13 protein-coding genes are annotated in these 12,205 nt (G+C 62.8%); 7 read left to right on the top strand and 6 right to left on the bottom strand.

Features of this window, described 5'->3' with window-relative positions; genetic code table 11:
- The first annotated feature begins 251 nt into the window (after positions 1–251).
- Positions 252–1,139 carry a protease HtpX gene (htpX, locus tag QQ992_RS07485; RefSeq protein WP_016500929.1) on the top strand — a complete coding sequence of 296 codons (888 nt, stop codon included), beginning with the start codon at positions 252–254 and terminating at the stop codon, positions 1,137–1,139.
- Positions 1,140–1,192: 53 nt separating this feature from the next.
- On the opposite strand, the gene QQ992_RS07480 is transcribed toward htpX, so the two are convergent.
- A complete protein-coding gene (locus QQ992_RS07480) occupies positions 1,193–1,843 on the bottom strand; it encodes a thiopurine S-methyltransferase (RefSeq protein WP_286112831.1) in 651 nt (216 codons plus the stop codon).
- A gap of 110 nt (positions 1,844–1,953) precedes the next feature.
- On the opposite strand from QQ992_RS07480, the gene QQ992_RS07475 reads away from it, so the two are divergent.
- Positions 1,954–2,721 carry a DODA-type extradiol aromatic ring-opening family dioxygenase gene (locus QQ992_RS07475; RefSeq protein WP_286112830.1) on the top strand — a complete coding sequence of 256 codons (768 nt, stop codon included), beginning with the start codon at positions 1,954–1,956 and terminating at the stop codon, positions 2,719–2,721.
- A 171-nt stretch (positions 2,722–2,892) separates the two neighbouring features.
- Here the strand turns inward: QQ992_RS07475 and QQ992_RS07470 are convergent, their stop codons facing one another.
- Positions 2,893–4,572, bottom strand: coding sequence for a DEAD/DEAH box helicase (locus tag QQ992_RS07470; RefSeq protein WP_016715098.1), 1,680 nt, complete (start codon positions 4,570–4,572; stop codon positions 2,893–2,895).
- A 327-nt stretch (positions 4,573–4,899) separates the two neighbouring features.
- Positions 4,900–5,655, bottom strand: a complete 756-nt coding sequence (locus QQ992_RS07465; protein WP_119370905.1) for a spermidine synthase — start codon at positions 5,653–5,655, stop codon at positions 4,900–4,902.
- Between the two features lie 116 nt (positions 5,656–5,771).
- On the opposite strand from QQ992_RS07465, the gene QQ992_RS07460 reads away from it, so the two are divergent.
- Positions 5,772–7,118, top strand: coding sequence for a class II 3-deoxy-7-phosphoheptulonate synthase (locus QQ992_RS07460; protein ID WP_016715096.1), 1,347 nt, complete (start codon positions 5,772–5,774; stop codon positions 7,116–7,118).
- A gap of 333 nt (positions 7,119–7,451) precedes the next feature.
- Here the strand turns inward: QQ992_RS07460 and QQ992_RS07455 are convergent, their stop codons facing one another.
- Positions 7,452–7,670, bottom strand: coding sequence for a DUF1127 domain-containing protein (locus QQ992_RS07455; protein WP_286112829.1), 219 nt, complete (start codon positions 7,668–7,670; stop codon positions 7,452–7,454).
- Between the two features lie 97 nt (positions 7,671–7,767).
- Here QQ992_RS07455 and QQ992_RS07450 point away from each other — a divergent pair, with 97 nt between their 5' ends.
- Positions 7,768–8,619, top strand: a complete 852-nt coding sequence (locus QQ992_RS07450) for a LysR substrate-binding domain-containing protein (protein WP_025754764.1) — start codon at positions 7,768–7,770, stop codon at positions 8,617–8,619.
- A 28-nt stretch (positions 8,620–8,647) separates the two neighbouring features.
- Here QQ992_RS07450 and QQ992_RS07445 read toward each other — a convergent pair whose 3' ends face one another.
- Entirely contained in the window at positions 8,648–9,397 is a 750-nt protein-coding gene (locus QQ992_RS07445) for a sulfite exporter TauE/SafE family protein (protein WP_286113908.1), read from the bottom strand.
- Between the two features lie 113 nt (positions 9,398–9,510).
- Between QQ992_RS07445 and QQ992_RS07440 the strand changes: the two genes are divergently transcribed.
- From QQ992_RS07440 to QQ992_RS07430, 3 genes are all read left to right on the top strand, one after another.
- Positions 9,511–10,464, top strand: a complete 954-nt coding sequence (locus tag QQ992_RS07440) for a LysR family transcriptional regulator (RefSeq protein ID WP_105945392.1) — start codon at positions 9,511–9,513, stop codon at positions 10,462–10,464.
- A gap of 57 nt (positions 10,465–10,521) precedes the next feature.
- Positions 10,522–10,977, top strand: a complete 456-nt coding sequence (locus tag QQ992_RS07435) for a MarR family winged helix-turn-helix transcriptional regulator (RefSeq protein WP_016715092.1) — start codon at positions 10,522–10,524, stop codon at positions 10,975–10,977.
- 141 nt (positions 10,978–11,118) lie between these two features.
- Positions 11,119–11,547, top strand: a complete 429-nt coding sequence (locus QQ992_RS07430; protein ID WP_012271110.1) for an organic hydroperoxide resistance protein — start codon at positions 11,119–11,121, stop codon at positions 11,545–11,547.
- A 57-nt stretch (positions 11,548–11,604) separates the two neighbouring features.
- Here the strand turns inward: QQ992_RS07430 and efp are convergent, their stop codons facing one another.
- The gene (gene efp, locus QQ992_RS07425; RefSeq protein ID WP_012271109.1) at positions 11,605–12,174 is read right to left on the bottom strand and encodes an elongation factor P; all 570 of its coding nucleotides are present in this window, start codon (positions 12,172–12,174) and stop codon (positions 11,605–11,607) included.
- Positions 12,175–12,205 lie beyond the last annotated feature (31 nt).

The raw sequence follows: 12,205 nt of genomic DNA, 5'->3' as shown, positions 1-12,205 counted from the left end.
GAAACAGATGTAGGAGCGAGCTTGCTCGCGATGCGCCGCGCGGGCGGCGCTCGATCTCACCGTCACCACAAATCTCAAGGCATGCGTTCTTTCTTACATCCTGCAACGCTCTATCCCACAGCCCCCGCGCCATCCTCTGCCATACTCCGCCGTACACAGTTTGAAATAGTCGCCCGATTGAATCGGCGCGGCAGGCCCCTTATATACCCCGCAGTAAGCGACAATTCATCCGTCAGGAGAACGTAACAACCATGATGCGCATTCTGTTGTTTGTGGCCACCAACCTCGCGGTGGTGCTGGTTGCAAGCATTACCCTGAGCCTGTTCGGTTTCAACGGGTTCATGGCGGCCAACGGGGTCGACCTGAACCTCAGCAGCCTGCTGGTGTTCTGCGCCGTGTTCGGCTTTGCTGGCTCCCTGGTCTCGCTGTTCATCTCCAAGTGGATGGCGAAGATGACCACCGGCACCCAGATCATCAGCCAGCCGCGCACCCGCCACGAGCAGTGGCTGCTGCAAACGGTCGAAGAGCTGTCCCGTGAGGCCGGTATCAAAATGCCCGAGGTGGGTATCTTCCCGGCGTACGAGGCCAACGCCTTCGCCACTGGCTGGAACCGCAACGACGCGCTGGTGGCCGTGTCCCAAGGCCTGCTGGAGCGTTTCTCGCCCGATGAAGTGCGTGCGGTGCTGGCCCATGAAATCGGCCACGTGGCCAACGGCGACATGGTCACCCTGGCGCTGGTGCAGGGCGTGGTGAACACCTTCGTGATGTTCTTCGCCCGCATCATCGGCAACTTCGTCGACAAGGTCATTTTCAAGAACGAAGAAGGCCAGGGCATTGCCTACTACGTGGCGACCATCGTTGCCGAGCTGATCCTGGGCATCCTGGCCAGCATGATCGTGATGTGGTTCTCGCGCCGTCGCGAATACCGCGCCGACGAAGCCGGTGCGCAGCTGGCCGGTACTTCCGCCATGATCGGCGCCCTGCAGCGCCTGCGCGTGGAGCAAGGCCTGCCGGTGCACATGCCTGACACCATGAAGGCCTTCGGCATCAACGGCGGCCTGAAGCACGGCCTGGCCGGGCTGCTGATGAGCCACCCGCCACTGGAAGACCGTATCGAGGCTCTGCGCCGTCGCGGTTGATCCACTTGGCAATACAGAAAGGGCGACTTCGGTCGCCCTTTTTCATGTTTGTATCACCGGCGGACCCGATACACCCGCTCCAACAGGCTGGTAGCCCCGGCCTGCGAAAACTTCGGGCTTTCCTGAATAATCTCTACAACTTCCAGCTCATCCACCTGCCACTTGGCAAAGCCCTGCCGCACCTCTTCATCCCCCACCGAAAACGGCGGCCCGTCCAGCAGCGTCTGGTCATAATCCAGCGTCACCAGCAGCCCCCGACAGCTCACCGGCAGCGATGCAGACAAAGCCTGCATGTACTTCGCACGCATCTGCGGCGGCAGCGCAATCAGCGCCGCCCGATCATAAAGCCCCACGCAGTCGCCAATGTCCTGCGCGCTCAACGCGAAGAAATCGCCACACCACAGTTCGACGTCACCCTGGCGCCATACCTCGAATGCGCCTTGCTGACGCACCTCGGGCTCAAGCCCATGCTCACGGAAGAAGCCCTCCACCGCCCGCCGCGACAATTCCACGCCCAACACGCGATACCCCTGCCCCGCCAGCCAGGCCAGGTCCAGGCTTTTGCCGCACAGCGGCACCAGCACGCGGCTGCCTGGCGCCAGGCCCAGTGCTGGCCAGTGCGCTTGCAGGTAAGGATTGACCTGCCCCTGGTGAAAGCCGATCTGGTTGTCGGCCCACCGTTTGTGCCAGAACGCTGGCTCCATGGTTGCTCCTTACTTATCGAGTAAACCGATAGAAAACGCGTAAAACTTGCGATGGATATCGATCAGTTTCTGATCGAAGATGAGTGCATCTTAACCTTCAGGACCTCGCCATGCTGCCCAGCCTGTTCATCTCCCATGGTTCCCCCATGCTCGCCCTGCACCCCGGTGCCAGCGGGCCGGCCCTGGCCGGGCTGGCCAACAGCCTGCCAAGGCCGAAGGCCATCGTGGTGGTGTCGGCGCACTGGGAAAGCCCTGAACTGCTGGTGACCAGCAGCGCGCAACCCGAAACCTGGCATGACTTCTACGGCTTCCCGCCGGCGTTGTACGCCGTGCAGTACCCAGCGCCGGGCGAGCCTGCGCTGGCTGCCAAGGTAAGCGAACGGCTCACGAACGCCGGCCTGCCGGCCCGGCTGGATGCGCAACGGCCGTTCGACCACGGCGCCTGGGTGCCGCTGTCGCTGATGTACCCGGATGCGAGCATTCCGGTGGTGCAGGTATCGCTGCCCAGCCGCATGGGGCCGGTGCTGCAGGTGAAGGTGGGCCAGGCGCTGGCGGGGCTGCGCCGTGAAGGTATTCTGCTGATTGGCTCGGGCAGCATCACCCATAACCTGGGCGAGCTGGACTGGCACGCCGGGCCGGATGTGATCGAGCCCTGGGCGCTGGCGTTCAGGGACTGGGTGGTGGAGCGGTTGCAGGCGGATGACCAGGCGGCGCTGCTGGATTACCGGCAGCAGGCGCCGTATGCGGTGCGTAACCATCCCAGTGATGAGCATTTGCTGCCGCTGTTCTTTGCCCTTGGGGCTGGGGACAAGTTTGGGGTGGTGCACCAAGGGTTTACCTTGGGAGCTTTGGGGATGGACATTTATCGGTTCGACTGACGATAGCCGGGGGCGCTTTGCGCCCCTTTCGCGACACGAGGCCGCTCCTACAATGGATCGCGTACCCCTGTAGGAGCGGCCTTGTGTCGCGATGGGCTGCAAAGCAGCCCCAAAATCCCACAGGCAAAAAAATCCCCAGCCTAGGCCGGGGATTTTTTCATTGCGCCAGGATCAATCCTCGCGGTAGCGACGCAGCTTCAGCTGCTTGCCAGCCACGCGGGTGTCCTTGAGCTTGGACAGCAGCTTCTCCAGGCCATCTTCCGGCAGCTCGACCAGGCTGAAGCTGTCGCGCACCTGGATACGACCGATGGCGTCACGGGCCAGGCCACCTTCGTTGAGGATCGCACCCAGCAGGTTCTTGGCAGCGATGCCGTCACGGGCACCCAGGGCAGTACGGCAACGCACACGGCCTTCGGCCAGCGGCATCGGCGCACGGCGCTCACGGTCGCCACGGTCTGGGCGCTCGCCACGCTCACCGCGCTCGGTACGCTCGCCACGCGGGGCAAAGCTAGGCACCAGCGGTTGCTCACGCTCTACCGCTGCCAGGTCCAGCGCCTGGCCATTGGTGGCCTTGCGCAGCAGGGCCGAAGCCAGGGCACGGGCACTGCAACCCAGGTCGGTGGTCAGGCGGTCGAACAGGTCGCCGTGGGTGGCTTCGGCTTCGGCTACCAGCGGCGCCAGGCTCGAAGTCAGCTTCTTGATGCGGGCATCCAGCACGGCCTGGGCATTCGGCAGGCGGGCTTCCGCTACCTTCTGACCGGTCACACGCTCGATCACCTGCAGCATGCGGCGCTCACGCGGGGTGACCAGCAGCAGCGCACGGCCATCGCGACCGGCACGGCCGGTACGGCCGATACGGTGTACGTAGGACTCCGGGTCGTACGGCATGTCAACGTTGAACACGTGAGTGATGCGCGGTACGTCCAGACCACGAGCTGCGACGTCGGTGGCGACGACGATGTCCAGGCGGCCATCCTTGAGCGAGTCGATCACGCGCTCACGCTGGTTCTGGGCGATGTCGCCGTTCAGCGCGGCAGCCTTGTAGCCCTTGGCTTCCAGCGCGGCGGCCAGGTCCAGGGTGGCTTGCTTGGTGCGCACGAAGGCGATCAGTGCGTCGAACTCTTCCACTTCCAGCAGACGCAGCACAGCCGGGATCTTCTGGTCGGCGTGGACCATCAGGTGGGCCTGCTCGATCGCGGTAACGGTCTGGGTCTTGCTCTGGATCTTGACGTGCTTGGGTTCACGCAGGTGGCGCTCGGCGATCGAACGGATCGACGAAGGCAGGGTTGCGGAGAACAGCACGGTCTGACGGGTAGCCGGGATTGCGTCGAAGATCACTTCGAGGTCGTCCATGAAGCCCAGCTTCAGCATCTCGTCGGCTTCGTCCAGTACCAGGTACTGCACGGTCGACAGGACTTTTTCGTCACGACGCAGGTGGTCGCACAGGCGGCCCGGGGTGGCCACCACGATTTGCGCGCCGTTGCGGATTGCACGCAGCTGTGGGCCCATCGGGGCACCACCGTACACGGCAACCACGTTCACGCCTGGCATCTGCTTGGCGTAAGTTTCGAAAGCGGTAGCAACTTGCAGCGCCAACTCACGGGTTGGCGCCAGGATCAGGGCTTGCGGTTCGCGCTTGCTCACATCGATCTTGTTGAGGATCGGCAGGGCGAAGGCAGCGGTCTTGCCGGTGCCCGTCTGCGCCTGGCCGATCATGTCATGACCGGCGAGGATGATCGGGATCGATTGTTGCTGAATGGCGGACGGCTCTTCGTAGCCGGTCGCCAGAACGGCAGCAACAATATTCGGATTAAGATCGAGAGCGGCGAAGCCGCCGGTTTCCTGGGTCATGGGTCTGCCTCTAGGTGCATCCGCAAAGACCCATGCTCCAAAGCTGCACATGCCTTGAAAGACCGTCAGGTCACCCAGGCAGCTTTGGCGGCGGGGATTTGCGAAAACGATTGAAAAAGAAAACGTGGGAAGGTCCGCCTAGCGGACGTGCAGCCGAAGCTGGACTCGGAGGATTTGCACCACCTGATTTTGAGGTCCGCTAAAAGACCGGCGCGTACTATACCCGAAATCGTGCGGGGACGTGAGGAATATTTTCGCAGTGAAAGGCCATCGTCGGGCCATCAGTTACCTGGAGCTGAATCGTTATTTCCCTGACGAGTGACGCGGTCAGGTAGCCGGCCGAATCTCGCGGATCAACCCCTCAAGGCTATACCCCAACCGCGGTGCCAGCGCTTCGGCACGCGCCCGCAACCCTTCCAGGTCCAGCGATTGTTCCAGATCAGCCGGCACCAGCAAGATCACATTGCCCTCCTTCACCGGCAGCTCCCAGTAATGCCGGTGGTACAACCCACGCAGCAACGCCGCCCCCAGCGGTTTGCCATCATCGGTGGCCCACTGGTTGATCACCAGCCAACCGCCGGGGTTCAGCTGCTGCTGGCAGTTCTCCAGGAAGTTCCACGCCAGGTGCCCCACGCCCGGCCCGTGGTCGGTGTACAGGTCGACGAACAGCAGGTCGGCCTTCTCCGCCGTGGGCAGCAACGCCAGAGCATCGCCGATGCGCACATACAGCCGTGGGTCGTCATCCAGCCCCAGGTACTCCATGGCCAGGCGTGGCACGTCCGGGCGCAACTCGATGGCTTCGATGTCTTCCAGCGGCAGGAACTTCATGCAGGCCTGGGTCAGCGTGCCGGCACCCAGACCAAGAAACAGCGCACTCTCGGGCTGCTCGTGGCACAGCGCCCCCACCAGCATGGCGCGGGTGTAGTCGTACTCCAGCCAACTCGGGTCGGCCGTGAACACACAGCTTTGCTCGATGGCATCGCCGAATTCCAGAAAGCGGTAGTCGTCTACTTCGTACACGCTGATGACGCCAAACGCGTCCTCTACCCGTGCCAGTAGCCGCTCTTCCCGTTCCGCCGTCATGCTTACCACCCGCCCGCGCAAAAACGCGCATTGTCCGTCAACACCCTCAATGCAACAAGCGCAGCGCCAACTGTTACCATGGCCCATAGCCTACAACCGACAAGACCGAGCCCGAGATGAACCAACCGTGGAGCCCTGACAGCTGGCGCGCCCTGCCGATCCAGCAGCAACCGACCTACCCCGACGCCGCGCACTTGCTGAAGGTTGAACAAACCCTGGCCAGCTACCCGCCGCTGGTGTTCGCGGGCGAGGCACGCGAGCTGCGCCGCCAGTTTGCCGAGGTGACCGAAGGGCGCGCCTTCCTGCTGCAGGGTGGCGACTGCGCCGAGAGCTTCGCCGAGTTCTCGGCGGCAAAAATCCGCGACACCTTCAAAGTGCTGCTGCAAATGGCGATCGTGATGACCTTTGCCGCCGGCTGCCCGGTGGTCAAGGTGGGCCGCATGGCCGGCCAGTTTGCCAAGCCACGTTCCTCGGGCGATGAAACCATCGGCGACATCACCCTGCCCGCCTACCGTGGCGACATCGTCAACGGCATCGGTTTCGATGCCAAAAGCCGCATCCCCGACCCGGATCGCCTGCTGCAGGCCTACCACCAGGCCACCGCCAGCCTCAACCTGCTGCGCGCCTTTGCCCAGGGCGGCTTTGCCGACCTGCACCAGGTGCACAAGTGGAACCTGGACTTCATTGCCAACTCGGCGCTGGCCGACAAGTACCACCAGCTGGCCAACCGCATCGACGAAACCCTGGCGTTCATGCGCGCCTGTGGCCTGGACAGCGCGCCGCAACTGCGTGAAACCAGCTTCTTCACTGCCCACGAAGCACTGCTGCTGAACTATGAAGAAGCCTTCGTGCGCCAGGACAGCCTGACCGGCGACTACTACGACTGCTCGGCGCACATGCTGTGGATCGGCGACCGCACCCGCCAACTGGACGGTGCCCATGTGGAGTTCCTGCGTGGGGTGCACAACCCGATCGGGGTCAAGGTCGGCCCCAGCATGAACCCTGAAGAGCTGATCCGCCTGATCGACACGCTCAACCCGGCCAACGACCCCGGGCGCCTGAACCTGATCGTGCGCATGGGTGCGAGCAAGGTTGGCGACCACCTGCCGGGGCTGATCCGCACCGTCGAACGCGAGGGGCGAAAGGTGCTGTGGAGCTCGGACCCGATGCACGGCAATACCATCAAGGCCAGCACCGGCTACAAGACCCGCGACTTTGCGCAGATCCTGGATGAAGTGAAGCAGTTCTTCCAGGTGCACCAGGCCGAAGGCAGCCATGCTGGCGGCATTCATATCGAGATGACCGGGCAGAATGTCACCGAATGCATCGGCGGCGCTCGGCCGATCACTGAAGATGCGTTGTCTGACCGGTATCACACCCATTGTGACCCACGGATGAATGCCGATCAGTCGCTGGAGCTGGCGTTTTTGATTGCCGAGACGTTGAAGCAAGTACGGCGGTGAGGCGGGGCGCATGCCTTGGGGGGTTGTACCGCCTGTGAGATCGAGCGCCGCCCGCGCGGCGCTTCGCGGGGCAAGCCCGCTCCCACATTTGTTGCAACGTGCCGAACCTGTCAGGCCATAGTTGCCAGCCTTGTTGGGCTGGCTGGACTTTTGAGTTGGCATTGCTGCCGCCCCACTTGCCTCAAGCCTTGCGCCAAGGCTGACAACACCTCTTTCACAGGCATGGCCACGTTGCAACAAATGTGGGAGCGGGCTTGCCCCGCGAAGCGCCGCGCGGGCGGCGCTCGATCTCACAGGCGCTGAAAAACCAAAGCCAGCCACCTCTGCCCAAACTCATTTCCTCAACGGATCATCCCAAAAATGCCGCTCGGCCTCTTGCTGGATATCCGCCCGGCTCAAGCCCAAGTCATGCAAGGTGGCATCACTGAGGCGGGCCAGTTCTCGCCGCTGGCGGTACAACTCCAGCCAGCGCACCGGCCGCTGCAGGGCCGCATGCCACAGGTGGTTCAGGGAGAAGGCAGGTTGCTGGATGCTGCTGACATGACCTTTCATCGTGAAGCCCTCCGTGTTGGATGGCCTCAGTCTCGCGCCGGGCTTAAGATCAATCCAACGAATGTTTCTGATGCCATGCATCTCGGAGATTGATGCAATGTCCCAGTACCAGAGCCTCGATGCGGACGTGCTGCGCACCTTCGTCGCCATCGCCGAGCAAGGCGGTTTCACGCGCGCTGGCGAAGTGGTCAACCGCACCCAGTCGGCGGTGAGCATGCAGATGAAACGCCTGGAAGAAGACATTCTGCAGCGCCAGCTGTTCGAGCGTGACGGCCGCCAGGTCAGGCTCACCGCCGAAGGCCAGGTGTTGTTGGGCTATGCCCGGCGCATCCTCAAGCTGCATGGCGAGGTGTTCAATACCTTGCGCATGCCGCACATGGTCGGGCTGGTGCGTATCGGCACGCCAGACGATTACGCCATGCGCTTCCTGCCGACTATTCTGTCGAGCTTTGCCCAGGCTTACCCTCTGGTGCAGGTAGAAGTGCATTGCGACTCGTCCAAACAGCTGATGCTGCGCCAGGACCTGGACCTGACCATCGTCACGCGCGAGCCGGGCAACGAGGTTGGCCAGTTGTTGCGCCAGGAACGCCTGGTGTGGGCCGCCGCCGAAGGCTTTTGCCCGCAAGAGCAGCGGCCGATGCCTGTGGCACTGTTCAATACCGACTGCTTCTGCCGGGCCTGGACGTGCAATGCACTGGAAGCACAGGGCATCGACTACCGCATTGCCTATACCAGCCCCAGCCTGGCGGCGATCTTTGCCATTGTCACGGCAGGCTTGGCGGTGACGGCGCAATTGCAGAGCCTGATTGGCGGGAACATCCGCATCCTGGGCGAACAGGACGGGCTGCCGCAGTTGCCCATGGCCAATGTGATGCTGTTGCGCAACACCCAGACCCAGTCACCCATCACCGACTGCATGGCCGATTACATCGTCGAAGGGTTCAAGTAATGCGGGGCCGCTTTGCGGCCCCACAATCTCAAAGTTCAAACCCGAGCATCACCGCACACACCACCAAAAACACACAGAACATCGCCCGCAATACCTTCTCGGGCAGCGCATGGGCCAACTTCACCCCCCAGCTGATACTGAGCAAACCGCCCACCGCCAGTGGAACCCCCACGCCCCAATCAACACTGTGGTGCACGCCATAGGTCACCAGCGTGACCAAGGTGCTCGGCGCCGCCAACGCCAGCGACAACCCCTGCGCCACCACCTGGGTGGTGCCAAACACACTGGTCAGGATTGGCGTAGCCACCACGGCCCCACCCACCCCGAACAAGCCGCCCATGGTGCCGGCAAAACTGCCCAGCACGCCCAGCCACGGCCAGGCATAGCGCAGCTCGGCACTCGGCGGCGACACTTTCATGAACATCCGTGCCACGTTCCACACCGCCAGCGCTACCAGAAAGCCGACAAAACCCAGGCGCATGGAATGCGCATCCAGCCCCACTGCCCAGATCGACCCCAGCCAGGCAAACAGGAAGCTGCACGCCGACAGCGGCACGGCATGGCGCAGTTCGATGCGGTTGCGCTGGTGATACCGCCACAGCGCCAGCAACACGTTCGGCACCACCATCACCAGCGCCGTGCCCTGCGCCAGTTGCTGGTCCAGGCCGAACAGCACGCCCAGCGCCGGAATGGCGATCAGCCCGCCGCCAATGCCGAACAGCCCCCCCATGGTGCCCAGGGCAGCGCCCAGCACGATATACAACAACCACTCGATCATCAGGGCCTCGTCCGCCTGTACAGATATTGCGAGCATGCTAACGATTGCGGGCTGGCAGGGAAACGCACAGCAGCGCACAATGGCTGTGCGCATTTCGCAAAAGCAAGGCAACCATGAGCCCCGATGCCCTCACCGACCAGCTGAGCCTGTTCCTCGATGTGCTGGAGACCGGCAGTTTTTCAGCCGCCGCCCGCCGCCATCCGCTGACCCCGTCTGCGGTGGCCCGACGCATCGACAACCTGGAAACCGCCGTCGGCAGTCGCCTGTTCACCCGCAGCACCCACGCCGTGCGTGCCACCCCTGCGGGCAATGCGTTTGCCGAGCGGGCCAGGCGCATCATCGAGGAGCTGCGCCTGGCCCGGGCCGAGGCGGTATCGCTGAGCAACGCCCCGGAAGGGCTGATCCGCATCGACGCCCCCGCCGCGTTCGGCCGCCGCCACCTGGCCCCGGCCATCGCCGACTTCCTGGTGGCCTACCCAGGCCTGGACGTGCAACTGCGCCTGATCGACAGCTTCGTCGACCTGCATGGCAGCCACCTGGGCGAGGTCGACCTGGTACTGCGCGCCGGCCCCCTGGCCGACACCCGCCTGGTCGCTACGCCGCTGGCCTACATGGTACGTATCGCTTGCGCCAGCCCGGCTTATCTGGCCAGCCGAGGCATCCCTACCTGCCCCAGCGAACTGCCCGGGCACGACGGCCTGGACTGGGACGGCCTGGCACCGCCGTTCGCCTGGCGCTTCAACGTAGCCGGGCAAACCCGCCTGTATCGCCCGGCGCGCATGCGCATGGCCGCCAACAATGCCGAAACCCTGCTGTTCGGCGCCCTCGCCGGCCTGGGTGTTGCCCACCTGCCCACCTGGCTGATCAGCGAATACCTTTTGCGCGGCGAACTGGTGCCGTTGTTTTGCGATGGCGGCCTGCCCGAAGCCGAAACCAGCGGTATTTATGCGCTACGCCTGGAACACAAAACGAACTCTCGCAGCCGTTTGCTGCTCGAATTCCTCAAGAGCCGCTTCAGCCCGGTTCCACCCTGGGACCTGGCCTTGCGCAGTGAACTGCGCGAGTAATGCGCGCACTAATGATCAGCGAGCCAGAATTCCCCATTATTGCCTTCAAGGACCTGCATGAACGCCGACACCCAAGCCTCCTGTGACGAGCTGCTGCTGGACAACCAGGTCTGCTTTGCCCTGCACTCCACCTCGTTGCTGATGACCAAGGTCTACAAACCGCTGCTGCAGGCCTTGGGCCTGACCTACCCACAGTACCTGGCCATGCTCGTGCTGTGGGAGCGCGACGGCCTGACCGTGGGCGAAATCAGCCAGCACCTGCTCACCGACCCCGGCTCGCTGACCCCGCTGCTCAAGCGCCTTGAAAGCGAAGGCCTGTTGCAACGCAACCGCAGCCGCGAGGACGAACGGGTAGTGATGGTGCAACTGACCGACAAGGGCCGCGCCTTGCAGCAGCAGGCCAAAGAGGTGCCTCAGTGCATCCTCAAGGCCAGTGGGTACAGCCTGGCGCAGCTGCAACAACTGCAGGCCGACCTGCTGAACCTGCGCGAGAACCTGCAGAAAAACCTCTGAAAGCTATGCTGTGCAATGGCCGTTCGGATGAGCGGTGACGATTTATCTTGCGCACTAACTAATTGCGCGCTAATTTAAATCCCACACCAACCCGCGCCCTCCCCCGAACAGGAAGCGCACAGCACATTAGCGAGGCTCAAGATGCAAAAGGTCACTCCGCTGTACATCGCAGAAGCTACCTCCACCGGTGGGCGCGACGGCAAATCCAAGTCCAGCGACGGCAAGCTGGTCGTCAGCCTGAGCACCCCCAAAGAACTGGGCGGCGCCGGCGGTGACGGCACCAACCCCGAGCAGATGTTCGCCGCCGGTTACTCGGCCTGCTTCATTGGCGCCCTCAAATTTGTAGCCGGGCAAGAGAAAAAAGCCCTGCCGGCCGATGCATCGATCACCGCCAAGGTGGGTATCGGCCAGATCCCGGGCGGTTTCGGCCTGGACATCGACCTGCACATCAACCTGCCCGGCCTGGCCCAGGCCGACGCCGAAGGGCTGGTGGAAAAAGCGCACAAGGTGTGCCCGTACTCCAACGCCACCCGCGGCAATGTGGATGTACGCCTGCACGTGACCGTGTAAATCACAGGCACAAAAAAACCCGGCCAAGGCCGGGTTTTTTGCTTTTCACAAGAAGAATTACTTCTTGGAGCGGCCTTTGAAGCTGTTGTCGCGAGTGTCGATGTCGATCCACTCGTCGATCTGGATGAAGTCGGCAACCTGGATCTCGGTACCGTTCTTCAGTTTGGCAGGCTTCATGACCTTGCCCGAGGTGTCGCCGCGAGCAGCGTTCTCGGTGTAGACAACCTGACGGCTGATGGTGGTCGGCAGTTCAACCGATACCAGGCGGCCTTCGAAGAACACGGCTTCGCAGATGTCTTCCATGCCTTCTTCGATGTACGGCAGAACGGCGTCGATGTCTTCGGCGTTCAGTTCGTACATGGTGTAGTCGGTGGTGTCCATGAAGGTGTACGAGTCACCGCTGATGAACGACAGGGTCGCTTCTTTGCGATCCAGGATCACGTCGTCCAGCTTGTCGTCCGCACCGTATACGGTTTCGGTCTTGTAGCCGGTCAGCAGGTTCTTCAGCTTGGTCTTCATGATCGCGCTGTTACGGCCCGACTTGGTGAACTCAGCTTTTTGAACCAGCCACGGGTCGTTGTCGATCCGCAGGACGGTACCGGGTTTCAGTTCTTTACCAGTTTTCATTACGAAGTATCCGAATCTGGATGGATTTATA

It is taken from the genome of Pseudomonas kurunegalensis, assembly GCF_030291635.1.
Lineage (GTDB): Bacteria > Pseudomonadota > Gammaproteobacteria > Pseudomonadales > Pseudomonadaceae > Aquipseudomonas > Aquipseudomonas monteilii.
This window is presented reverse-complemented; position numbering and strand designations above follow the sequence as displayed.